The organism is Streptomyces sp. NBC_00876 (genome assembly GCF_045207435.1).
Classification (GTDB): Bacteria; Actinomycetota; Actinomycetes; order Streptomycetales; family Streptomycetaceae; genus Streptomyces.
The window spans coordinates 2,347,802-2,370,234 of record NZ_CP108800.1; the positions used below are offsets into that span (position 1 = coordinate 2,347,802).

The window sequence follows — 22,433 nt, forward strand, 5'->3', positions numbered from 1 at the left end:
ACAAGGCTCATCGGAGGGACCATGCGGCAGCGGATCGTGCGCCTGACTCTGCTGGGCGGAGTGCTGGTCCTGGCTCTGCTGCTTGTGCTGACCACCTGCGGTGGTGGCAGCCCCAGCGGCAGCAGGAGCGACAAGAAGCCCAGGAAGCCGGTGAGCACGAGCAAGGGACCGGCGACACAGCTGACCGTTCCTCCCTCGTTCACGACGCAGCGCGGCTGGGAGCTCATCGGCACCTCGCCCGACTACGCCCTCTCCCGGACCACGGGACGCCTGGCGTATCTGGTGCGGACGGGCGAGGGGCAGTACCGGCTGCGGACCATCGAGTCCGAGACCGGGCGGGCCGGCTGGAGCGGGCAGAACTGGCGGCCGCCGGCGGGGAAGCACTTCCCCCATCTGCTCACGGTCACCGCGGACGACCAGGAGTACTTCGTGACCTGGTCGTACGGGAAGGTGGGCGAGGACGCTCCGGACCCGGCCGACAGGATCGTCTCCCTGGACGCGTACGCGGTGGAGGACGGTGCCCGGCGGCGCGTGGAGGTGCCGTGGACTTCGGTGCCGACCGTCAACGTCACGGGTCCCGGCATCCTGATCGGCGACGGCCGGACGAACAGCGTGGTGGTGGATCCGGGGACCGGCAGGGTCACCAGGGCCACGGCCGCCAAGCTGAAGTACCCGAAGGACTGCACGTCCTGCCGCAAGCTCACGGAGGTGCGCGGGCTGACCTCGAAGGGCCTGCTGGTGAGCGGGGCGCGGGAGTTCTGGGTGCCGGGCGGCTGGTTCAGCCGGAACGCGGCACCCAAGGGCGCCGACCGGCGCAGCGGCGTGCCGACGTCGGTGGCCCGCGGGGTGGTGCTGGCGAAGTGGCAGCTCGCCAAGGGCGCGAAGCGTGCCCGGACCCATGAGCTGTGGACGGTGCACGACACGGAGACGGGCAAGCCGCTGGTCTCCGTGCAGTGCCACAAGCCGGCGGTCGAACCGGGTCAGTACCCGCAGGCGGTGCTCTCTCCGTCGGGCAGCTATCTGGTGGCCGGGAACCTCGCCTTCGACCTGGACACCAAGAAGGGCTACTGCTTCGAGGACACCGACGGGTCGAGGTCGCTGGCCCTGGCGTCCGTGAACGACGACGGCACGGCGTACGGGGCGACGAACGTGCGCAACGCGGCGGACGCGCTGGCCGGGGGCGGCTTCCCGGTCAGGACCGATGTCTCCACCGGTGCCACGTACGCGCTGGCGGCGAATGTGCGGGTGCCGGGCGCGGAGGGTGCGGAGGGGGTCGGCCTGTTCCGCTGGACGGACGAGAAGGACCGGCTGCACCTGATCGGCTACCCGCGGGCGCACTGACCGCCGCCCGCCGCCGGGCCGGGCCTCGGCCCGGCCGGGCACGGCCGGGTCCTCGCCCGTCCGCCCGTCCGCCCGTCACAGCCGGGCGGCCGCCTGCTGCTGCCAGGGGCGGCACAGGCCCAGGAAGCACGCCAGCGCGCCCACCGCGCACACCAGCTGCACCAGGGCCATCGGGACCGCGGTGGTCTCCCCCGCGATCCCGACGAGCGGCGAGGCGACGGCGCCGATCAGGAACTGGGAGGTGCCGAGCAGCGCGGAGGCGGAGCCCGCGGCGTGCTTGGTGCGCATCAGCGCCTGGGTGTTGGTGTTCGGCATCGCCAGGCCCATCGCCGACATCAGCACGAACAGTCCGCTCGCGACCGGCACGAGTCCGACGTCACCGAACACCCCGGACGTCATCAGCAGGAGAGCGGTCGCGGCCGCCACGATGACGCAGAGCCCGAAGGTGAGCGCCTTGTCGAGGCTGACCCGGCCGACGAGGTACTTGCCGTTGATCTGGCCCACCGTGATCAGCCCGATCGAGTTGATGCCGAACATCAGGCTGAAGGTCTGCGGCGAGGCGCCGTAGATTTCCTGGATCACGAACGGGGACGCGCTCACATAGGCGAAGAGGGCGGCGAAGGCGAGACTGCCCGCGACCATGTAGCCGGTGAAGACCCGGTCGGCGAGCAGTCCGCGCATGGTGCGCAGCGCGTCGCCGATGCCGCCGGTGTGGCGGTCCTCGGGCGGCAGCGTCTCGTGCAGCCACTTCCAGACGACCAGGGTGAGCAGGACACCGATCACGGTGAGGACGGCGAAGATGCCCCGCCAGTCGGTGAGCCGCAGGACCTGTCCGCCGATGACCGGCGCGATGACCGGGGCGACGCCGGAGATCAGCATCAGGGTGGAGAAGAACCTGGCCATCTCGTCGCCGTCGTACATGTCGCGCACCATGGCCCGCGCGATGACGATGCCCGCGGCGCCGGCGAGGCCCTGCAGCAGACGGAAGCCGATGAGGAGTTCGGCGTTGGGGGCGAAGGCGCAGATCGCGGTGGCGAAGACGTAGACGATCATGCCGAGGAGCAGGGGCCGGCGCCTGCCCCAGCGGTCACTCATCGGTCCGACGACGACCTGGCCCAGTGCCATGCCGGTGAGGCAGGCCGTGAGGGTGAGCTGAAGGGTCGAGGCGGGTGCGTTCAGCGCCTCGGTGACGGCGGGGAGCGCCGGGAGGTACATGTCCATGGACAGTGGCGGCAGCGCGGTCAGGCCGCTGAGTACCAGGGTGACGAGAAGTCCGGTACGCCGGGCCCCGGTAAGGGCCGCGGTCTTCTGAGGCGGTGGGACGGGAAGTCCGGTCCCGGTCCCGGCGTCGGTGTCGGTGTCGGTGTCGGTGTCGGTCGTGGGTATGTGCTGGGCCCGGCTGACGCCGCTCTCCGGCATTCTGATCTCCATTGTTGTTGAATCCGCCTCTATGCTCTCAGCTCAGCCGGAATGGTCGGCACCTTTATTGGGAGCGTGCATGAGCAGGACTGTCCGTTGGGGCGTGCTGGCGACAGGCGGCATCGCCGCGACCTTCACCGCTGACCTTCAGGCGATGCCGGATGCCGAGGTGGTGGCCGTGGCCTCCCGTACGGACGCGTCGGCGAAGTCGTTCGCGCAGCGGTTCGGGATACCGCGGGCGTACGGCAGCTGGGCCGAGCTGGTCGCCGACGACGAGGTGGACGTGGTGTACGTCGCCACCCCGCACTCCGCGCACCGGGAGGCCGCCGCGCTGGCCCTGGAGGCCGGAAAGCACGTGCTGTGCGAGAAGGCGTTCACGCTCAACACGCGCGAGGCGCAGGAGCTGGTGGACCTCGCCCGGGACCGCGGCCTCTTCCTGATGGAGGCGATGTGGACGTACTGCAACCCGGTCATCCGGCGGATGACGGAGCTGGTGCGGGACGGGGCGATCGGCGAGATCCGTACCGTGCAGGCCGACTTCGGCTTCGCGGGCGACTTCGGGGCCGAGCACCGGCTGCGCGATCCCGCGCTGGGCGGCGGCGCGCTGCTGGATCTCGGGGTGTACCCGGTGTCGTTCGCCCACCTGCTGCTGGGTGAGCCGGACCGGGTGCAGGCCGACGCGCTGCTGTCGCCGGAGGGCGTCGACCTGAACACCGGCATGCTGCTGGGCTGGGACTCGGGCGCCACCGCCCTGCTCGCCTGCTCGATCGTCGGGCACCACCCGACGGCGGCCACGGTCATCGGGACGGAAGGCCGGATCGACTTCCCCGACAGCTTCTTCTACCCGCAGAGCTTTGTGCTGCACCGGGCGGGCGGCGAGCCGGAGACGATCACCTCCGGGCCGGGGCCGCAGGGTCTTACGGGCATGCAGTTCGAGGCGGCCGAGGTGATGCGGGCGGTCCGGTCGGGCGAGACGGAGTCCCCGCTGGTGCCGCTGGAGGGGTCGCTCGCGGTGATGCGGACGCTCGACGCGGTACGTGACCGCATCGGCGTCCGCTACCCCGTGGACGGGGCGGCCCGTTAGGGCTCTTCGTCCAGGTCGTCAGGCCGGGGTGAGGCCCTGGTTGCCGACCTCGGTGACGTAGGAGGAGGCCGTCGTGACGGGGGCGCCGGGCTTGGTGACGGCGCTCACCGTACGGAAGTCGGCGCGCGCCTGCCGCTCCTGGAGGGTGACGACGGCGTACCCGCGGCGTCCGTTGTAGAACTTCAGGTGCGGGTTGGCCTGCGTGAGGTTGTTCCAGTTGGCCGGCTTCTCCGAACCGTCCTTGCCGCTGGTGATGGACGTGGTGACGATCTCGGTGCCGACCGTGCGGGACGAGGGGTCGTCGAAGTCCCGCTTCAGGTCGAAGGCGTAGCTGACGTGCACATCGCCGGTCAGCACCATCAGGTTGTCGACCCCGGTGCTCTCGGCGCCCTTCAGGATCCGGTCCCGGGACGCCGGGTAGCCGTCCCAGGAGTCCATGGACAGCTTGTAGGCGTCGGTGGGCACATCGCGCCGCTGTGCGAAGGTGACCTGCTGCGGCACCACGTTCCAGGTGGCCCGCGAGTGGCGCCAGCCGTCGATCAGCCAGCGCTCCTGGGCGGCGCCGGTCAGGGTGCGCGACGGGTCCTCGGACTCGGGTCCCGAGGTCTGCCAGCCGTCGCCGTACGCCTGGTCGCTGCGGTACTGGCGGGTGTCGAGGATGTCGAACTGGGCGAGCCGGCCGAACTGCAGCCGCCGGTAGAGCTTCATGTCCGGCCCGGTCGGCCGCTGCGGGGAGCGCAGCGGCTGGTTCTCCCAGTACGCGCGGTAGGCGGCGGCGCGGCGGATCAGGAACTCCTCGGGCGGCACGCCGTTCTCGGGGATGTCGCCCGCGTAGTTGTTCTCGGTCTCGTGGTCGTCCCAGGTGACGACGAAGGGGTGCGCGGCGTGGGCGGCGCGCAGATCGGGGTCGGACTTGTAGAGGGCGTACCGCAGGCGGTAGTCCTCCAGCGTGGCCGTCTCCCGGTTGAAGAGGGCGGGCAGGGTGCGGTCGGTGTAGTTGCGGGCCCCGCCGGTCGCGGTCACCGCGTACTCGTAGAGGTAGTCGCCGAGGTGGAAGACCACGTCGACGTCCTCCTGTGCGAGGTGCTTGTAGGCGGTGAAGTAGCCGTCGTGGTACGCCTGGCAGGACACGGCCGCCAGGCGCAGTTCGTGGTTGCGCGCGCCGGGGGCGGGCGCCGTTCGGGTCCGGCCGACGGGGCTGGTCCACTGCCCGGTGCGGAAGCGGTAGTAGAGGACGCGGTCCGCGTCCAGGCCCCTGACCTCGACGTGGACGCTGTGGTGGAACTCCGGGTGGGCGGTGGTGGTGCCGCGCCGGACGATGCGGGTGAAGCGCTCGTCCCGGGCCAGTTCCCAGCCCACCTGGACGCGGGCGGCGGGCAGTCCGCTGTCCGGCTCGAACGGGCGGGGGGCGAGTCTCGTCCACAGGAGGACCGAGTCGGGAAGCGGGTCGCCGGAGGCGACGCCGAGGGTGAACGGGTCCTCGTCGAGCTGCCGGGAGTGCATCTCGCGGGCGCTCGCGGTTCCGGCGGCCGGCAGGCCGACCGAGAAGGCGAGTGCGGCGGCGGCTCCGCCGACGGTGAGAAAACGGCGGCGGTCGGTGTGCCGGGCGGCGTCGCGCAGCTCCTGCTGGTGCGATGAGTGCGTCATCTGTCCCTCCCCTGACTGGTGGTGTGGGGGGAAGTCCACCGGGCCGGCACATCGGGCGGTTGTCGTGCTCGCGTCGCGCGGGCGTCGCCTGGATGAGGAATGCGGCAGGAATGGATCCCCAGGGGCAAACTCCGCATATGCGGCCAGGACCATGATCATCAACTATGGGCGCGGCGGCTCGGGAATCGCCGGTGCCACGTACACGAATCACCCCGAGGAACGCGAACGCGGCGCCCGGACGCGGCATTTGCCCCGGACGCCGCCGGCTGACGGCGGGCCGCGGGGCGCCTGGGCGTACGCTGCGGCAGCATGAGCAACAATCTGTTGAATTCCACGACCAGGACAGCCGTGGTCACGGGCGCGGGTTCCGGGATCGGCCGCGCGGTGGCGCTCGCCCTGACCGGCGCCGGCTGGTCGGTGGCGCTCGCGGGCCGCCGCCCGGAACCGCTCACCGAGACCGCCTCACTGGCCGGACCGGACGCCCGGGTGATCACCGTCCCCGCCGACGTCACGCGCCCGCAGGACGTGGACGCCCTGTTCTCCTCCGTACGGGAGTGCTTCGGCCGCCTCGATCTGCTCTTCAACAACGCGGGCACCTTCGGGCCGCGCGCCGTGCCGGTCGAGGACCTCTCGTACGAGGACTGGCGCACGGTGGTCGACGTGAACCTGACGGGGGCGTTCCTGTGCGCGCAGGCGGCGTACCGGCAGATGAAGGAGCAGGACCCGCAGGGCGGACGGATCATCAACAACGGCTCGGTCTCGGCGCACGCGCCGCGGCCGCACTCGGTCGCCTACACCGCGACCAAGCACGCGATGACCGGTCTGACCAAGTCACTGTCACTGGACGGACGCCCGTACCGGATCGCCTGCGGCCAGATCGACATCGGCAACGCCGCGACCGAGATGACCGAGCGGATGCGGACCGGAACCCTCCAGGCCAACGGCGAACTGGCCGTGGAACCGGTGATGGCGGCCGCGGATGTGGCCCGGACGGTGGTCCACATGGCCGAACTACCCCTGGAGGCCAACGTCCAGTTCGCGACGGTTCTGGCGACGACGATGCCGTACGTGGGGAGAGGCTGACATCCACGGTCGAAACAGGTCACCAGATGGACATAATTGACCCATCCTCACGCGGAAGTGATCCCTGAGCACGGAATGACGCCCCTCTTGATCCAGTAAGCGCATGCTGCCTCTATGCTCACAGTTCTTCACCGGAACTACACATAAGGATCACAGCATGCGCATACGCACCGCGGTGCCCCTCGCCCTGGCCGCCACGGCCGCTCTCGCCGGTTCGCTGCTCGTCGCGACGCCGGCTTCGGCCGCGAAGCACCAGAGCGGAGTGCACCTCGGCACGATCCAGTACGACAGCCCCGGCAAGGACACCAGGTCCAACACCTCGCTGAAGGCCGAGTGGGTCGAGATCCACAACAACACCAAGTCGAAGGTGCAGCTCAAGGGCTACAAGCTCAAGGACAACACCGGCTACACGTACACCTTCGGCAGCTACAACATCAGCGCGGGCAAGACCGTCAAGGTCCACACCGGCACGGCCAGGACCAGCCCGGGCCACGTGTACTGGAACCGCGGCTCGTACGTCTGGAACAACACCGGTGACAAGGCGCGGCTGATCAAGCCCAGCGGTGCGCTCCTGGACTCCTGCTCCTGGACGAAGTCGAGCGGCGGCACCAAGAACTGCCACTGATCCGGCAGAGCACTGCCACTGATCCGACGGCCCCGGTCCTGAACCCCGGTCCGCGGTCCCGCCCGGCGAGGGGGCGGGCGGGACCCCCGGGGAACACACCGGGGACACACCGGGGACACTCCGGGGGATGCACTGGGGGAATGCACCGGACCGGGGCACGGTTGTGCGGCACATGACTGAGCTTCCGCAGACCGAGATCCTGCGCTACACCGCCTTCTCCGCCGACCCGGACGGCGGAAATCCGGCCGGCGTCGTGCTGGACGCGTCCGGTCTGGACGACGCGGACATGCTGGCCGTGGCGGCCGGACTCGGCTACAGCGAGTCGGCCTTCCTGACCGGGCGCACCGAGGCCGCGGCCCCCGGCGCACGCGGTTACACGATCCGCTACTTCAGCCCGAAGGCCGAGGTCCCCTTCTGCGGGCACGCCACCGTCGCGACGGCCCTGGCCCTCGCCGAGCGGGACGGCCCCGGGGAGCTGGAGTTCGCCACCCGCGCCGGTGCGGTGCCGGTCACCGTCTCCCGCGAGGGAGCCACGCTCCGGGCCACTCTCACCAGCGTGGAACCGCACGTCGCGGACATCGCCCCGGCCGATCTGACGGAGGCGCTGGCCGCCCTGGACTGGCCGGCCGCCGATCTCGACCCGGCCCTGCCGCCCCGTATCGCCTACGCGGGCGCCCGGCATCTGGTGCTGGCCGCCGCGACCCGTGAGCGACTGGCCGCACTCGACTACGACTTCGCGCGCCTCGAAGCACTCATGCACCGGCTGGACCTGACCACGCTCCAGCTGGTGTGGCGCGCGTCGGACTCCGTCTTCCATGTCCGCGACCCGTTCCCGGTCGGCGGCGTGGTCGAGGACCCGGCGACGGGTGCGGCGGCCGCCGCCTTCGGCGCGTACCTGCGTGAGCTGTCCCTGGTCCCGGACACCGCCGAACTGACCCTGTACCAGGGCGAGGACATGGGCCGCCCCGGCACGCTCACCGTCGCGACCCGGGCGGGCGACGCACGGGTCCGGGTGAGCGGGACGGGCACCCGCATCCCGGCACCGGCCGGAGCCTGACGACGACGCGACGGCCGCCCCGGCCGGAGCCCCGGGAAAGCTGCCGGAACACCTCTCAGGCGGCGTCCGGTGCGCCGAGCGTGCAGGTGAAGACGGTTTCGCCGTCCTGCACGGCCCGTATCCGCAGACCGTCGGACACCTCGCCGCCGGCCGGGGCGGGCAGGACCTCGATCCAGCAGGGGCGGTCCAGTTCCACGTACCGGTGGAAGTCCGCCTGCATCGCTGCCGGCAGGAAGCCGGGCAGGGTGGCGGTGGCGGCCTGCCGGGCCGCCTCCACCAGCAGGATGCCCGGCACATGGTCGTTGGGGCGGCCGAACAGCGTCGGATGGCGGGTGTCCAGCCGCAGCGGCCATCTGCCGGGAGACACGGCGGGCGCGAGGACCACGTCCCGCTCGGAGAGCTTGCCGACCGCACGCGGCGGAAGCGCCGGCAGCAGGGGTACGGGGGTGTCCAGGGCGGCGCCGCGATGACCGCGCAGCCGGCGGTAGGCCCCGGCGGAAGTACAGCTGACCCGGCCGGCGCCGGAGGCGAGCACCGTGCCGCGGCGGTGGAAGAGAAGCTCGATGCTCATGGAACCGAGACTCCGGCCGCGGCGGCGGATCCGGGAGCAGGACGCGTCGACCGTGATGTCCCAGGGGTCCTCGCCCAGCACGAGGCGTTCGGACGCGCAGGTGTAACCCAGCTCCCACATCACGAAGGCGTCGCCGACCGGAACACCGAGTTCGGCGTGGGCGATCAGCATGGTCGCCTGCCGGATGGTCTCCGCTATCAGCAGCGGGTCCTGGTGGCTGCCGCCCACGGGGGCGAAGAAGCGGTGGACCATCGGCCAGTGGGCCGACACCGAGAACTGGGTGTCGGTCAGCCGGGTCAGCCCCGTGGGAAACACGTCCTGCGGGTCGGACCGGTGGCACAGCAGTCCGAGGCGGTCCACCGGTGCGCCGGGTGCGGCCACGGCACTTTCGACCGGCGCCGAAGCGTGCGAGGTGAGCTGAACCATGAGGCGCCCCCTGGGGGATCTGAGTCGATGGGCCGAGTTGTCCCGGCCCGGCTGTCGATGGGCCAGTTTGCCCCGTACCGCTCGTAGCTTCCAGCCACCCTCCTGTACACCGGTTCAGGCCACCGCCAGTGGACGGCGGTCAAGCGTCACGGCGCGGTGGCCGAATACCGCCGCTCCTCCGCCCGTTCCGGACGCGGACATGAGTACAGCGGCGACCCGGCGTGAGCCGGTTCGCCGCTGTACTGGTCGCTTGTACGGATCGCCGCTACGGAGCGATGCGTTCCGCCCGGCCGCCCGATCAGGCGGCCGGGCGGTCACGTTCCGGAATCCGATGGCGCCGTCACCAACCGCCGCTGCCGATCTCGGTGCGGGCCTGGAGACCGCCCGTGCCGGTGCCCTTGTAGAGGTAGAGCTTTCCGGTCTCGCCGGGCTGGGACTTCACGGCTGCCAGGTCGCCCACACCGTCACCGGTGAAGTCGCCGCCGGCGTAGTCGGAGATACCGTTCCAGCCGCTCGAGCCGATCTCCACACGGGAGCCCAGGCCGCTGCCCGTACCGGAGTAGAGGAACAGCTTCCCCGTCGACTTGTCCGACGCGATCACATCGTCCTTGCCGTCCCTGTTCATATCGCCGGGGCTGACGACCTTGCTCATACCGTTCCAGCCACTGGAACCGATCTCCACACGCGCACCGGAACCGTCGATCGTCCCGTCACCGTTCCCCCCGTACAGGAAGAGCTTCCCCGTGGCGGATTCGACGCCGACGACGTCGTCCTTGCCGTCACCGGAGAAATCGCCCGCGAGGACGCCGCTGATGCCGTTCCAGCCGCCCGAACCGATCTCCGTACGCGAGGCGAGGCCGCTTCCGTCGCCCTTGTAGAGGAACAGCTTTCCGGTCGCCTTCTCCGTGGCGACGACGTCGTCCCTGCCGTCCTTGTCCATGTCGCCGACGGCGAGATTCGCCATCCCGTTCCAGCCGCTCGTGCCGATCACGACCCGCGAGGTCAGGGTGCCGGTGCCCGTACCCGGGTACAGCCACAGCTTTCCCGTCGACACCTCGACCGCGACGAGGTCCTTCTTGCCGTTGCCGTTGAAGTCACCGGCGACCAGATCCGTCATCCCCGGATCGCCGGTGGCGACCGATGCGCCGACGTCGACGTAGTTCCGGTCGATGTTGATCTTCGTGCCGCCGTACGACTCGGTGACATTGCCCGTGTACTGGTGGACACGCTGGTGGTTGGCCCACTGACCGGCAGACAGGTTCACGTCCGCCGTGTCCGCCACGCCGTTCCAGTTGGCCACCCAGATGATGTCCGGCCGCTCCAGCGTCGTGGAGGAGTAGACGGAGGAGAGATCCTTGATGCCCGAACTGGAGGAGCTGTACACACCCGACCGGTAGTGCAGGTCGTGGAGGCGGTCGGTCCAGCCGGACAGGTAGTTGAGCACGTTGGTGCGGTAGCCCGAGCTGTACTGCTCCATGTCGATGTAGAGCGCGGTGCCGGGTACGAAGCCCAGTCCCCGGGCCAGGCCCACCGCCGCGTCGGCGGCCGCCCGGCCCTGGCTGTCGGCGCTGGACGCGGAGATGCTTGCGGCCTGGAGGCCCGCGTAGATGGGGAGCAGGTGCCAGCCGTCGGCGCTGCGCTGGGACACCCACGCGGAGGTGAGATTGGGCTGTGAACAGGAGCGGCTCGGTCCGCCCATGTAGATGGCCACTCCCCGGTAGGGCGAGGCCGCCCAGTCGGACATGGCACCCGGGGACGGGGCGGAGCAGGCGTCGAACGCCTTGCCCTTGTAACCGGTACCCGGGACCGCCGGGGCGGTTGCGGGGGACGGGTCCGCGGCCTGCGGGCCTGGAGCCGCCGGGGCCTTCTGCGCCTTGGCCGTGGCGCCGGTGGCCACGGTTCCCAGGATCTCGTCGATGGCGGCGGGCGAGGCCCCGTGGCTGACGGTCGCGTAGACGCCGGCGCCCTCGAAAGCCAGCCGGACCTCGCGGGAGTCCGTGACCGGGAGGGTACCCGGAGCGGGTGAGCCCGCCGGGACGTCCACGTGGGGAACGTCCTGGCGGGGGCCGGCCCCGGCAAAGGGCTCCAGGACGATCGCCTCGGTCTTCTCCGCGATCAGATGCGGCGGACAGTCCTGCTCCGTCCCCGGGTGCCCCAGGTAGACGGTGTTCCGGTCGAGCCTCACACAGGTGCGCGGAGCCGTGGCGAGGTCGACGAGGGACCACCCGGCCGGAATCCGGAGCGAGAGCCCCTGGTACTCGACGGTCGTGGCCGACTCGGCGGCCGAAGCGGTGGCGCCGCTCTGAAGCAGGGAACTCAGGGCACAGACAGCGGTCAGAGCGGAGGCCGCACTGCGGAGATGACGGTTCTTCATGGCTTCTTCCCGAAGGTCGAGGTGACACAGCGACGGGCTGGAGACGCAGGGACGGCCGTCCCGCCACCCGGTGAGGGGGTGCGACCACCGCCCGTCCCGATCTGGGTGCGGCCCTTGAGACCTCCCGTGCCGGCGCCCCGGTACATGAGCAGCTTCCCGGTCCCGGCCCCCGTAACAGCGATGCCGTCCTCGCCGCCGCCCGAGAAATCACCCGCACGAACACCATTCACGCCGTTCGGCCGCCTGTGCCGACTCTGCGTACACGAGGTGAGACCGCTCCCGCTGCCCCCAGGCACCCGTGGAATGCGTCTTCGCCGGCGGCCGGCTCACCGTCGAACAGATCCGCTCACCTGTTCTGGACCCGGACGAGCATGACGCGGTAAGGGTTCTCCCGTTGGAGAGTGGAGGCCCCTGCGGTGAACGCCTCGACGATGTCCGCTCGGACCCGGCAGCCCCACCGGTCGATGAAGGGAACACCACGTTGAAGCAAGTCCGAAGGGAAGCGTGGCAGGAGCACTACGCCGAGGGGCGCGGGTTTCGGCCTCTGGGCGACGGGGAGCGGGCACTGCTGGCCGAGCACGCCCCGGCTCCCGAAGGCGGACGGGCCCTTGATATCGGCTGCGGCACGGGCGAACTCGCCGTCGCACTGGCCGGCATGGGCTATGACGTCGACGCGATCGACTTCGCCGAAGGCGCCCTGACCCGGGCCCGGACGGAGCACGGCGGGACGCCGCGGGTGCGTTTTCTGCACCTGGACATCGAGCATGACGAACTGCCCGGTACGCCCGAGGGGAGCGATGGCGGATACGACCTGGTCACGATGCGGCTGAGCATCGCCTTCATCCGCAACCGATCCGCCGTCCTGCGTGCTCTGGGTGCGCGGTTACGCGAGGGCGGCGCGCTCGTCGTCATCACTCCGGTCACTGAGCACACTCCTCAGGAGCGGCAGCACATCGCCCTGGACAAGGACGAACTCACCCTGATCGCAGACGCCTTCGAGACGGCCGAACGGTTCGAGACGGACGGCTTGGCGGTGCTGGTGCTGCGCGGGCGGGGCAGCTCGTTCACCGCGGCCGAGAAGGGCCGGCCGGCGCCGCAGGCGGTGGTGGGCGCTTCGGCCGTGGTCACCGACACCGCTGGGCGGGTCCTTCTGGGCCGCTCCGCCCGGGGCATGTGGGAGCTTCCCGGTGGCCGCGTGGAGACGGGCGAGTCCGCACAGGCGGCAGCCGTACGGGAGCTGGCGGAGGAGACCGGGCTGACAGCCAGCGCGGAGAACGCCCACGTCATCACGGTCCTGCACGACGACCGGCTGGACCTGCGCCGCATCACCCCGATCGTGCGCGTCACCGGCTGGGAGGGCGAGCTCGAGCTACGGGAACCGGACAAATTCTCACGCTGGGAGTGGCACCCTCTGCACACCCTGGCCACTCTGGGAACGATCTTCATGCCCTCCGCCCAGGCCCTGAACGCGGTGTGGCCCGGAGTGCTTCCCGGCTTGCCGCCCGTCCACTCCTACCCGTGCGCGTACGGTGCCCCGGCCGTGCCCGGTGAACCGGCAGAGGCCGGACGTCTGCGCGAGCGGATGGCGGACCTCGTGATCCGGAAGGGCTGGGCGCCCTCCTCGGAGATCCGGACCGCGCTGCGTGAGGTGCCCCGGCACCGCTTCGTCCCGGAGACCCCTCTGGAGACGGCCTACCACGACGACCTCGCCGTGGTCACGGCCCGGGAGGAGGCCGGGACGGCGGTCAGCTCGGTCTCGGCGGCCTGGCTGCAGGCAGACATGGCCGAGCGGCTCCGGGTGAAGCCGGGCATGACCGTGCTGGAAGTCGGGTCGGGCGGGTACAACGCAGAGCTGATCGCCCATGTCCTCGGGGAACACGGCCGTGTGGTGACCGTGGACATCGACCCGTACATCGTCCACCGCACGAGGCGGCTGTGCGCGGAAGCCGGAAGCGGCCGCGTCACCGCCGTCCTCGGTGACGGCGCTCTCGGTGCGCCCGCGCACGTCCCCGCGGGCGGGTTCGGTGGCGTGATCATCACGCACAACGTGTCGGACATCGCCCCGGCCTGGCGGGAGCAACTGGCCGAGGGCGGGCGCCTGGTCGTGCCGCTGGAGATGGGCGGCTACACCCGCTCGGTCGCTCTGGTCCGGCGCGGTGACGTCATGGCGGCGGAGCACTGGACGTACTGCGGATTCGTGCGGGACCGCGGTGCTGCCGCGCGCACCGTTCGGGCCGTCGCCCTGGCAGGTGGTGCCGTCATGGCGCGGTGGGAGAGCGGCGTTCCCGGTGACGTCCCCGCGCTCGATGAGGCCATGCGCGGAACGCGGCATGAGCTGGCCACCGGTGTCGTCGTCCCCGGCATGTACTCGTTCGAGACACTGCAGCTCTACGCCGCGACCACTCAGCGGGGATTCTGCCGCCTGACCGGTTCGAAGGACCCGGCGCTGGTGGCGCAGCAGGACGCGGCAGCGATCGTGGCCGGTGGCTCGCTCGCCTACCTGACCCACATCAAGGTTCACGACGCACCTGAGCCGTCCGACTGCCTCAGTGAGTTCTGCGTACACGCCTACGGCCCGGCCGGACCGGCGCTGGCAGAGCGGTTCGTCGAATGTGTACGCGACTGGGACCGCCATGTGCGCGACCGCGGCTACCCGCCCATGACCGTCCACCCGGCCCGTACCCCCGACGGCGAACTGCCTCCCGGCCACGTACTCGACAAGCCTTCCGCGCGGCTGGTCTTCCGCTGGCCGGGCGGTGACACCCCGGTGCCCGGTCCGGTCTCACCGGCCGTCGCCGCAGCGGAGAGGGAAGCCCGCCCATGACGGATTCCGCTCTCCCGTCCCTCCTGGGCGTGTTCGCCCATCCCGACGACGAGTGCCTCCTCGCCGGCGGCGTACTCGCCCAGCACTCCGCCGCGCAGGCGCGCACCGGTGTGGTCACCATGACGTGGGCACCTGACAGCCCACGGGCCACCGAGCTCGCCCACGCTTTGGACGCACTCGGCGCGGGCGCGCCCCGCATGCTGGGGTACGGCGACGCCCGCACCCCTCGGGCGGCCCACGACCGGCCCCGGCTCGTCGACGCGCCCATGGAAGAGGTCATCGCCGCCCTGGTCCACCGGATCCGCTCGTTCCGCCCCGACGTCGTGGTCACGCACGACGCCCTCGGACAGCTGACCGGCCACCCGGACCACCGTCGCACCCACCAGGTCACACTCCTCGCCGTTCAGGACGCCGGGCTCGCCCGCCTGTACCCGGAGGCCGGTGCGCCCTGGCAACCACGCGCCCTGTACTGCGCCACGCACCCCGAGTCCGGCGTCGGCAGCCTCGGCCCCCTGCTGGAAGCGGTCGGCAAACGCGTGCTCACGGTCCCGGACGCGCACGCCACCACGGCCGTCGACGTCACCCCCTGGCTGGAGCGGAAATGGGCCGCGATCCTCGCCCACCGCGGCGAGACCGCCCGCGAGCGGTCCCTGCCCGGGATTCTCGCCCGCCTGACTGCCGCAGGAGACCCGCCGCGACATCGTCGCGACCGAATACTTCACCCGGCTCACGCCCGGGCCCGTCACAGACCGCTCGCACCGGCTCACCACCTGACAGCGCCGGCCGCCGGGGCCCTCCTCCAGGGCCGGGCCGGCTCCCTTCCCCGATCGGAGAATGATGACGATCACGCCCAACTCCGCTGTACCGCCCGGCACGTTGATGAGCGACGAGGCATATGGCGCCCTGCGTGCCGCAGCCGCCCTGTGGGTCGGTGCGTCCGTGCTGATCACCAACTCGCTCGGGAAGGTTCTGATCCAGCACGTCGACTACCGCGACACCTGTCTTCTGCCGGGAGGCGCTGTCGACAAGGGCGAGTCCCCAGCCCACGCCGCCGCGCGCGAGCTCGTGGAGGAGCTCGGGATCGACGCCCCCATCGACCGGGGCCTCGCCGTCGACTGGGTTTCCGCCGACACCGTGGACACGCCTGCGGTCATGAGGTTTCCCGGCGAGATCCTGCACGTCTTCGACGGCGGCACCTGGGACGACGAACGGATCGCCGAGATCCGCCTGCCTCCGCACGAGATCACCGGCATCGAGTTCACCGAGCCGGCCCGGCTGCCCGACCTGCTGTCCCCGGCCGACGCCCGCCGCGCTCTGTCCGCGCTGCGCGCCCGGATCAACGCCACCGGCACAGTACTTCTGGAGAACGGCCGCCCGATCGCCCCCGGCGTCCTCGACCGCCTTGCCGTCCTGCGGACCGTCCGCCCCCATCACCACCTTCCCTGGCACCAGGGCCCGGCCCCACGCGAGCTCACCGTGACCCAGGTGTGGGCGTGGCTGTTCGCGCCGGACGGGCGCGTCCTGATCCTCCTCGACCCCGGGACCGGAAGCGCCGTCCTGCCCGGCGGCAAGCCCGAGGAGCAGGACCGGGGCGACCCCGTGTCCACCCTGCGCCGCGAAGCCGACGAGGAAGCAGCAGCCCGGCTCACAAGCCCCTTGCTGCTCGGGCACGTCACCGATCTCCCCGGGCGGCGCGCATACCTGCGCTACGCGGCAGCCCTCACCGGCCTCGCCCCCGCACGCCCCGATCCGGCCACGGGCCACACCTACGCCCGCATCCTGGCGACGCCCGAACAGGCCATGGATCTCTTCGACTGGGGGCCGCCCGCTGCCGGCCAACTCGCCGCCGTCCACCGGGCCCGCCGCCAACTCGGCATCCCCGTTGCCGCCCCCCAGCCCGTCACCGAACTCACCGGCGACATCGGGTTCGGCCCCGGCCGGATCTGACTGGAGTGCCACCCGTGCCGGACACCGAGGTCCTCACCCGTGCCTGGCACGGGGAAGAACTGCAACTGCTCGCCGACCGTCTGTGCTTCGTCGGCAGAACGGTCGCCCGGGTCCTGCCCGCACGCACCGAACGGACCCCGGTCGGCGACGAATTCCGTGGCCTGCGCCGATCCGGCCGAGATGTTCCGCAACTCCGGCGGCACCGGAACCCAAGCAGGTCGAAGGCCTTTCGACGGCAAAGCAACTGGTGGCGGCAGTTTATGGATACGGGAGGAGACACTCTGGCCCCGGAGCGGCCAGGACGGGTGCTTCATCGTTCTCAAGGTTCAGACGGTCAGCTCGATGCGCTCGAAGATGTCCGAGTCCGTCTCCTGCTGCCAGGTCGGCATGTCGGCCCAATCTGCGACGTATCCGGGCTTCGGGTCCTTGAAGTGCTTGAACATCTGGGCAGTCCAGCAGATCGCGACGAAGCGGCCCTTCTGCTCGCGGGTGAGCCGTGCGGCGTGCCCTTCGCTGATCTTGAAGAAGCGGCGTACCTGCCCGTACACGGCCGTGGCAGCCGCGCGCTCCCACTCGGGCATCTCGTCCCAGGGCGTGATGTAGCTGGGCTTCGGTTCACCGGGGTAGTGCTTGGTCACACCAGCGATCCACGCCTCGCGGAAAGTCCGACCGTCACTCATGCACGTGTCCCTCTCATCATGCGGCATGCGAAAGCGCCGCGATTCGGTGATCCAGATTCGAGACTCGGCCATCGGACATGAGCGGGGCAATACGCACTCGGAGTCCGTCCAGCTTCTTAACGATGAAACCCGAATTCGACTGGCCGGCCAGACTGATCGCGGTCTCCGCATAGTGCACGACCTGGTCGACGTCGCGCCGGTGGGCCCCGAGGACGGCAAGGTCGCTCAGTACGGCGGCGCGACGGCGCAAGGACAGCGGTTGGGCGAGGGCTGCGGCGAGGGCACTGGACCGTCCGCCAGGGCGGCCCCGTGGCTCTGTGGGACGAGATCGAACGCTCCCTCGTTGTCTGGCAGGACGCCGGTGCTCCGGAAATCGACGCGGTTCGGCTCCGCGTCACCGACCAGTCCCACGTGTACTGGATCGACGGCTGCCCGTCGCTGCGCTTGGAACACCGGCTCGCCTGAACCACTACCCTCCGAGGGACCGCCCCTCCCAGCCCGCAGGAAGCGCTATGGCCGACGAACCGCTCTCCGAATGGGCCAAGCGCCGTGACATGAAGATGGGACGGCTCCGCGCGGCCCCTGTCGTCCCTGGCAAAGGCCTGCAGGGGGCGCATCTGAATCCTGACGCACCCCGCGTGATCGAGCGATGGAACGGGCACAGCTGGGAGTTCTACGGCTTCGCGGTGAATCTTGCCGAGGCACAGCGCATCCTGTACGCGGACAACAAGGTCGTCCCAGCCTCGGGGTCGGCGCCGAAGCTCGGCCCCGGAACCGGCAGGCACCGGAGGCCGCAGGCCCCGGGATAGTCCCGTCGGCGAGCTCCATCCACCATCCGAAGTGGCTACGTACGTAGCCACACAACCCGTTTGAACCCGTACGGAACGGGGTCCAGCAAGACCCGCCCCTACATGGAAAAAGCCTCTGCCCTGTGCTTGCAGTGGTCAGAAGCCCTAAGCGGCAGACGAGTCGGGCTGTACGCCGGGTTCTGTCGCCCGGTCGCCTCGCGGCGGCCGGGGAGACGGCCATCCATCTAGGACCGGCATTGCTGCCGGTCTCGTGCGGTCTACCCGCGAACTCGGGCGGGCCGCCCTCGAACGTTCGCGCAGGGCCCTCTTGCGAGAGCCCCTCTTGACCTTGCTCCGGGTGGGGTTTACCTAGCCGTCCGAGTCGCCTCAGACGCTGGTGGTCTCTTACACCACCGTTTCACCCTTACCGGGGACCGGAGTCCCAGGCGGTCTGTTTTCTGTGGCACTGTCCCGCGGGTCACCCCGGGTGGCCGTTAGCCATCACCCTGCCCTGTGGAGCCCGGACGTTCCTCGGGAGGGTCCGAAGATCCTCACGCGGCCGTCCGCCCGGCTCGTCTGCCGTGGCGCCCATGCTACCCGTCCGGCCGGAGGGCACAGACAGGGCGGGCCCGCCGTCACAGGAACGCGCCGGTCTCCAGATCGACCGCGAACGGCTCCGGCAGGCGGATGGCCTTGCCGAACGGAACCGTGCAGTGCTGGCGGTAGTCGTCCCCCTGCGGGTCGCTGAAGAGCGTCACCGAGGACTCCTCGCGGTCGACCAGCAGGTAGAGGGGTACCGGGCCCCGGGCGTAGCAGTGCCGCTTGCCGGTGCGGTCGGCGGCCGGCTTGGACGAGGTGACCTCGACGACCAGAGCCACTCCCTCGCACGGCATCCACGGGTCCGCTCCCCGGTACAGGCGCAGTGCGGTGGGGGCGAAGGTGCCGTCGGGAATGGCATGGTTCTTGGGGCACCCCCCGCCGCTGCGCAGTTTCAGCCCCTTGTTCCCGGAGAAATCCATATCGGTCCGCGCCAGCCTGATCACCTGCTTCATGATCACACTGACGTAGTCCTCATGATCCCCGTCCGGCGGCGGCGTCACGACAATCTCCCCCTCGATCAGCTCGGCCCGGAAGCCCTCCGGCGTGTCCAGCGCCAGGAAGCCCTCAAGCAGGACATCCGCCTGCGAGAGCGGTTCGTGCGGCATGGCAGTCATGTCACGCCCCTTCCTCGGTCGCTCGCCAGAGTGGGACATCGGGGAATCCGCCGTCCGTCAGATGGGAGTGTTTCCCCCGATCGTGGCACAGGACCGCGCGCCCGTGTCAGAGGCGGACCGGGGTGAACGCCGCGATCCCCGCCGTCCAGGCCGCCGCGACGTCGGCGTCCGTGGGGAAGCGGCCGTTGAGTTCCATCACGACCATTCCGTGGGCGAAGGCCCAGGCCGCCCTGGCGCGCCCCTCGTCACCGTCCAGAGCGCGGAAGAGCGGGGCCGCGGCGCGCTCCTCCAGGTCCTGCGGGAGCGGGTGGCCGGTGGTGAGGCGGTAGAGGTGGGGGTGGGCCAGGGCGTGGGCGCGGTAGGCGGTGGCCAGGGCCGGGAAGGAGCCCGGGGCCGCAGCCTCGGCCGCTTCGAGCACCCCTGCGGTTTCCCGCAGCATCGCGTCGGCGAGGGCGTTCACCACGGTGGACTTGTCCGGGAAGTGCTTGTAGAGGGACGGTGCGGTGATGCCCACGCAGCCGGCGAGCCGGCGCATGGTGAGCGCTTCCGGGCCTTCGAGCTCCAGAAGGGTACGCGCGGCAGCGAGGATCTCGCGGGCACGGTCGGTGGCGGGCCGGGCCACGGGGTCGGTCACGCCGGTGCTTCCTCTTCCTTCGTACGGGGCGCGGGTGTCGAAGGCGCGATCGTACGAGATGGGGGGCCGTATGCCGTGGAGCGGGGGGACGGTACGGCGGGGTTCGGCCCGCCGTTGACGGTCGAGCTGACCGCGCCGCCGGGCTTCGTGCGGCCGCTCGGCGGGTGTGGGCGGGCACGCGCGGTCCGGTTCCACGCCGATGATCCGCGCGCCGCCGTGGCCGCGCTCACGCGGGTGCGAACAGCACCTTCGCCGATCCCGGGTCCGCCTGGGTGAGCCGGACCCGCAGCCGTTCCCCCAGGGGCAGGGGCGTGGTGCCGCCCTCGACGCGGGCGACGATCGCCGGGTCGTCGATGTGGACGGTGCCGGTGGTCGGTTCCTGCTCCTTGACGTCGACCACGTACGCGTCGAAGACCGCTCCGATCCGGTCCTTGAGCAGGGCCGCCTCGACCAGGTCCACACACTCGCGTTCCACCGTGTTGGCGCGCCGGGTGCCGTCCGCCATCTCCTTGGGCAGGGCGGCCAGCGCGGCCAGGACCCACTCGGGCGGCTCGCGGTCCGCGACGGCGGCGACGCACAGTTCGGCCGCGTACCGGTCGACGAGGCGGCGCAGCGGTGCGGTGCAGTGCGTGTAGAGATCGGCGACCGCGGCGTGGACGGCGGGGGTGGGCAGTTCGCCGTTCTCGAAGACGGTGTAGCCGGCGCCGCGCAGCAGCGTGGTGCACTCCTGGAGGAACGCGGCGTCGTTGCCCTTCCTCGGATCGAGCGAGCGGACGACCTGCGCGTACGGGACATGGTGCGGCCAGTCGATGTGCAGGGCCTCGGCCGAGCGGCGCAGGCGCGCGACGGCGCCGTCGGGGGCGACGGGCAGCGTACGCAGGATGCCCGTGCCCGCCTCCGCCATCAGCCGGGCCGCGGCCATGCCGGTGAGCAGTGAGATCTGGGCGTTCCAGCCGTCCGCGGGCAGCGGGGCGCGGTATTCGAGGCCGTAGCTGCCGTCGCGCTCGACGATCTCCTGCTCGGGCACGTTCAGGGAGATGCCGCCGCGGGCGACCTCCTGCTCCTCGCGGAGTGTGCCGATGTCCCTGAGCAGGGCCAGGGACTCCTCGGCGGTGCCCGCGTCGATCTGCCGCTGCACGCCCGCGTAGTCGAGTTTGGCGCGGCTGCGTACGAGGGCCCGGCGCACCCGGGTGGTGACGGCGCGGCCCTCCGCGTCGAGGTCGGTCTCCCACAGCACCGCGGGGCGGGTCTCGCCCGGCAGCAGACTGGCGGCGCCCTCGGAGAGCGGTTCGGGGTGGAGCGGCACCTTGCCGTCGGGGAAGTAGAGCGTGGTCACCCGGCGGTGGGCCTCGGCGTCGAGCGCGCCGCCGGGGCGGACGAAGGCGGCGACATCGGCGATGGCGTAGTGCACGCGGTAGCCGTGGGGGCGGCGTTCCAGATGCATGGCCTGGTCGAGGTCGGTGGAGGTGGGCGGGTCGATGGTGAGGAACGGGAGGTCCGTGGCGTCCTCGTGGCCGGAGAAGTCCGGGTTCCGCGCCGCTTCGGCCGCCTCGGCGAGCACGTCGGGCGGGAAGGCACCGGGGAGTTCGAGTTCGGTGCGCAGCGCGCGCAGGGCCGCCCGCAGCGGGGTGTCGGCTGCGCCGGTCATATGGAGATGGCGGCGGGGCATGGACCGAGCGTATGGCCGGGCGGGGCGGGCGGCATCCCGGGTGGCGGAGGGGCGGGGCGGTGCTTCCCCGTACGCTGGCGCGAGGGGTTTTCACTGATCCGGGCGGCACCACCGCCGGATCCGCGTGCAGGCCGGGGCCCCTTTCCATACGTACGAAGGAGAACCGCCGTGCTCGTGCTGTTGCCGCCCTCCGAAGGAAAGGCCGCCTCGGGGCGCGGTGCACCCCTGAAGCCCGAGTCGCTGTCGCTGCCGGGTCTGGCCGCTGCGCGGGCCGCCGTGCTGGACGGGCTCGTGGAGCTGTGCGTGGCCGACGAGGACAAGGCGCGCGAGGTGCTGGGGCTGAGCGAGGGGCTGCGCGGCGAGATCGCGAAGAACGTCGAGCTGAGGACCGCCGGCACGCGTCCGGCCGGGGAGATCTACACCGGGGTGCTGTACGACGCGCTGGATCTGGCGTCCCTGGACACCGCGGCCCGCCGCCGGGCCGGGAAGTCGCTGCTGGTCTTCTCCGGGCTGTGGGGTGCGGTGCGGGTGGGCGACCGGATTCCCCCGTACCGCTGCTCGATGGGCGTGAAGCTGCCGGGCCTCGGCGCTCTCGGGGCGTTCTGGCGCACGCCGATGGCCGAGGTCATGCCGGAGGCGGCCGGGGACGGTCTCGTGCTGGACCTGCGCTCGTCCGCGTACACGGCGGCGTGGAAGCCGAAGGGCGAGGTCGCCGAGCGCACGGCGAGCGTGCGGGTGCTGCACTCGCAGTTGGTGAACGGGGTGGAGAAGCGGTCGGTGGTCAGCCACTTCAACAAGGCGACGAAGGGCCGGATGGTCCGCGATCTGTTGCAGGCGGGGGCCCGGCCGAAGGGTCCGGCCGAGCTGGTGACAGTCCTGCGGGACCTCGGATACACGGTGGAGGCCGAGGCGCCCGCACGGCCCGGACGGGCGTGGGAGCTCGATGTGGTGGTGACGGAGATCCACTGACCGGGCGTTCATTGCCGGCGGACGAGCGGGCGGGCGGGGGAGCTCGAACGGGGGTTACGGAGATCCACCGAGCGGACACTC

The 22,433-nt window shown here is 71.1% G+C and carries 17 protein-coding genes, 1 other RNA gene and 2 pseudogenes; 11 read left to right on the forward strand and 9 right to left on the reverse strand.

Annotated features, from left to right (window positions below; translation table 11 throughout):
- Positions 1 to 21: 21 nt before the first annotated feature.
- Positions 22 to 1,341, forward strand: a complete 1,320-nt coding sequence (locus OG782_RS10295) for a hypothetical protein (protein ID WP_406449537.1) — start codon at positions 22 to 24, stop codon at positions 1,339 to 1,341.
- A 75-nt stretch (positions 1,342 to 1,416) separates the two neighbouring features.
- Here OG782_RS10295 and OG782_RS10300 read toward each other — a convergent pair whose 3' ends face one another.
- A complete protein-coding gene (locus OG782_RS10300) occupies positions 1,417 to 2,760 on the reverse strand; it encodes a multidrug effflux MFS transporter (RefSeq protein ID WP_406449539.1) in 1,344 nt (447 codons plus the stop codon).
- A gap of 79 nt (positions 2,761 to 2,839) precedes the next feature.
- Between OG782_RS10300 and OG782_RS10305 the strand changes: the two genes are divergently transcribed.
- Positions 2,840 to 3,844: a Gfo/Idh/MocA family protein gene (locus OG782_RS10305; protein ID WP_406449541.1), complete on the forward strand. Its 1,005-nt coding sequence runs from the start codon at positions 2,840 to 2,842 to the stop codon at positions 3,842 to 3,844.
- An 18-nt stretch (positions 3,845 to 3,862) separates the two neighbouring features.
- On the opposite strand, the gene OG782_RS10310 is transcribed toward OG782_RS10305, so the two are convergent.
- Positions 3,863 to 5,491: an alkaline phosphatase D family protein gene (locus tag OG782_RS10310; RefSeq protein ID WP_406449543.1), complete on the reverse strand. Its 1,629-nt coding sequence runs from the start codon at positions 5,489 to 5,491 to the stop codon at positions 3,863 to 3,865.
- Between the two features lie 309 nt (positions 5,492 to 5,800).
- On the opposite strand from OG782_RS10310, the gene OG782_RS10315 reads away from it, so the two are divergent.
- From OG782_RS10315 to OG782_RS10325, 3 genes are all read left to right on the forward strand, one after another.
- Positions 5,801 to 6,574 (forward strand): SDR family oxidoreductase, encoded by a 774-nt coding sequence (locus OG782_RS10315; RefSeq protein WP_406449545.1) that lies wholly within the window; start codon positions 5,801 to 5,803, stop codon positions 6,572 to 6,574.
- 157 nt (positions 6,575 to 6,731) lie between these two features.
- Positions 6,732 to 7,199: a lamin tail domain-containing protein gene (locus OG782_RS10320; RefSeq protein ID WP_406449547.1), complete on the forward strand. Its 468-nt coding sequence runs from the start codon at positions 6,732 to 6,734 to the stop codon at positions 7,197 to 7,199.
- 172 nt (positions 7,200 to 7,371) lie between these two features.
- The gene (locus OG782_RS10325) at positions 7,372 to 8,256 is read left to right on the forward strand and encodes a PhzF family phenazine biosynthesis protein (RefSeq protein WP_406449549.1); all 885 of its coding nucleotides are present in this window, start codon (positions 7,372 to 7,374) and stop codon (positions 8,254 to 8,256) included.
- A gap of 55 nt (positions 8,257 to 8,311) precedes the next feature.
- Here OG782_RS10325 and OG782_RS10330 read toward each other — a convergent pair whose 3' ends face one another.
- The gene (locus OG782_RS10330) at positions 8,312 to 9,253 is read right to left on the reverse strand and encodes a ScbA/BarX family gamma-butyrolactone biosynthesis protein (RefSeq protein WP_406449551.1); all 942 of its coding nucleotides are present in this window, start codon (positions 9,251 to 9,253) and stop codon (positions 8,312 to 8,314) included.
- A gap of 340 nt (positions 9,254 to 9,593) precedes the next feature.
- Entirely contained in the window at positions 9,594 to 11,627 is a 2,034-nt protein-coding gene (locus OG782_RS10335) for a glycoside hydrolase domain-containing protein (protein ID WP_406449553.1), read from the reverse strand.
- Between the two features lie 481 nt (positions 11,628 to 12,108).
- Between OG782_RS10335 and fxlM the strand changes: the two genes are divergently transcribed.
- The 3 genes and pseudogenes from fxlM to OG782_RS10350 all read left to right on the forward strand — a co-directional run bounded on the left by fxlM (position 12,109) and on the right by OG782_RS10350 (position 16,398).
- Complete coding sequence (gene fxlM / locus OG782_RS10340; RefSeq protein ID WP_406449555.1) at positions 12,109 to 14,451, forward strand: methyltransferase, FxLD system; 2,343 nt, start codon at positions 12,109 to 12,111, stop codon at positions 14,449 to 14,451.
- Positions 14,448 to 14,792, forward strand: a pseudogene (locus tag OG782_RS10345) (PIG-L deacetylase family protein); the annotation flags it as partial. The gene fxlM and the pseudogene OG782_RS10345, both read left to right, overlap by 4 nt.
- A 496-nt stretch (positions 14,793 to 15,288) precedes the next feature.
- Positions 15,289 to 16,398, forward strand: coding sequence for an NUDIX hydrolase (locus OG782_RS10350; protein ID WP_406449557.1), 1,110 nt, complete (start codon positions 15,289 to 15,291; stop codon positions 16,396 to 16,398).
- A gap of 326 nt (positions 16,399 to 16,724) precedes the next feature.
- Here OG782_RS10350 and OG782_RS10355 read toward each other — a convergent pair whose 3' ends face one another.
- Positions 16,725 to 17,078, reverse strand: coding sequence for a hypothetical protein (locus OG782_RS10355; protein ID WP_406449559.1), 354 nt, complete (start codon positions 17,076 to 17,078; stop codon positions 16,725 to 16,727).
- Between the two features lie 285 nt (positions 17,079 to 17,363).
- Between OG782_RS10355 and OG782_RS10360 the strand changes: the two are divergent.
- Positions 17,364 to 17,543: pseudogene (locus OG782_RS10360) on the forward strand (methyltransferase); the annotation flags it as partial.
- A 47-nt stretch (positions 17,544 to 17,590) separates the two neighbouring features.
- Entirely contained in the window at positions 17,591 to 17,887 is a 297-nt protein-coding gene (locus tag OG782_RS10365; protein ID WP_406449561.1) for a DUF6087 family protein, read from the forward strand.
- A gap of 152 nt (positions 17,888 to 18,039) precedes the next feature.
- Here the strand turns inward: OG782_RS10365 and rnpB are convergent.
- The 4 genes from rnpB to OG782_RS10385 form a co-directional block, all read right to left on the reverse strand.
- Positions 18,040 to 18,441: RNase P RNA component class A (gene rnpB, locus OG782_RS10370), an RNA gene on the reverse strand.
- A 60-nt stretch (positions 18,442 to 18,501) separates the two neighbouring features.
- Complete coding sequence (locus OG782_RS10375) at positions 18,502 to 19,071, reverse strand: Uma2 family endonuclease (protein ID WP_406458971.1); 570 nt, start codon at positions 19,069 to 19,071, stop codon at positions 18,502 to 18,504.
- 115 nt (positions 19,072 to 19,186) lie between these two features.
- Positions 19,187 to 19,714 carry a TetR/AcrR family transcriptional regulator gene (locus OG782_RS10380; RefSeq protein ID WP_406449563.1) on the reverse strand — a complete coding sequence of 176 codons (528 nt, stop codon included), beginning with the start codon at positions 19,712 to 19,714 and terminating at the stop codon, positions 19,187 to 19,189.
- A gap of 226 nt (positions 19,715 to 19,940) precedes the next feature.
- Entirely contained in the window at positions 19,941 to 21,362 is a 1,422-nt protein-coding gene (locus tag OG782_RS10385) for an RNB domain-containing ribonuclease (RefSeq protein WP_406458973.1), read from the reverse strand.
- 189 nt (positions 21,363 to 21,551) lie between these two features.
- On the opposite strand from OG782_RS10385, the gene yaaA reads away from it, so the two are divergent.
- Complete coding sequence (gene yaaA, locus OG782_RS10390; RefSeq protein ID WP_406449564.1) at positions 21,552 to 22,352, forward strand: peroxide stress protein YaaA; 801 nt, start codon at positions 21,552 to 21,554, stop codon at positions 22,350 to 22,352.
- Positions 22,353 to 22,433: the final 81 nt, after the last annotated feature.

Coding starts and splice junctions, on each gene's coding strand:
- OG782_RS10305 (WP_406449541.1), top strand. CDS start 2,840: ATGAGCAGGACTGTCCGTTGGGGCGTGCTGGCGACAGGCGGCATCGCC.
- OG782_RS10325 (WP_406449549.1), top strand. CDS start 7,372: ATGACTGAGCTTCCGCAGACCGAGATCCTGCGCTACACCGCCTTCTCC.
- OG782_RS10310 (WP_406449543.1), bottom strand. CDS start 5,491: ATGACGCACTCATCGCACCAGCAGGAGCTGCGCGACGCCGCCCGGCAC.
- OG782_RS10365 (WP_406449561.1), top strand. CDS start 17,591: ATGGCCGACGAACCGCTCTCCGAATGGGCCAAGCGCCGTGACATGAAG.
- OG782_RS10320 (WP_406449547.1), top strand. CDS start 6,732: ATGCGCATACGCACCGCGGTGCCCCTCGCCCTGGCCGCCACGGCCGCT.
- OG782_RS10300 (WP_406449539.1), bottom strand. CDS start 2,760: ATGCCGGAGAGCGGCGTCAGCCGGGCCCAGCACATACCCACGACCGAC.
- OG782_RS10350 (WP_406449557.1), top strand. CDS start 15,289: ATGACGATCACGCCCAACTCCGCTGTACCGCCCGGCACGTTGATGAGC.
- OG782_RS10330 (WP_406449551.1), bottom strand. CDS start 9,253: ATGGTTCAGCTCACCTCGCACGCTTCGGCGCCGGTCGAAAGTGCCGTG.
- OG782_RS10335 (WP_406449553.1), bottom strand. CDS start 11,627: ATGAAGAACCGTCATCTCCGCAGTGCGGCCTCCGCTCTGACCGCTGTC.
- OG782_RS10315 (WP_406449545.1), top strand. CDS start 5,801: ATGAGCAACAATCTGTTGAATTCCACGACCAGGACAGCCGTGGTCACG.
- OG782_RS10295 (WP_406449537.1), top strand. CDS start 22: ATGCGGCAGCGGATCGTGCGCCTGACTCTGCTGGGCGGAGTGCTGGTC.
- OG782_RS10375 (WP_406458971.1), bottom strand. CDS start 19,071: ATGCCGCACGAACCGCTCTCGCAGGCGGATGTCCTGCTTGAGGGCTTC.
- OG782_RS10385 (WP_406458973.1), bottom strand. CDS start 21,362: ATGACCGGCGCAGCCGACACCCCGCTGCGGGCGGCCCTGCGCGCGCTG.
- OG782_RS10355 (WP_406449559.1), bottom strand. CDS start 17,078: ATGAGTGACGGTCGGACTTTCCGCGAGGCGTGGATCGCTGGTGTGACC.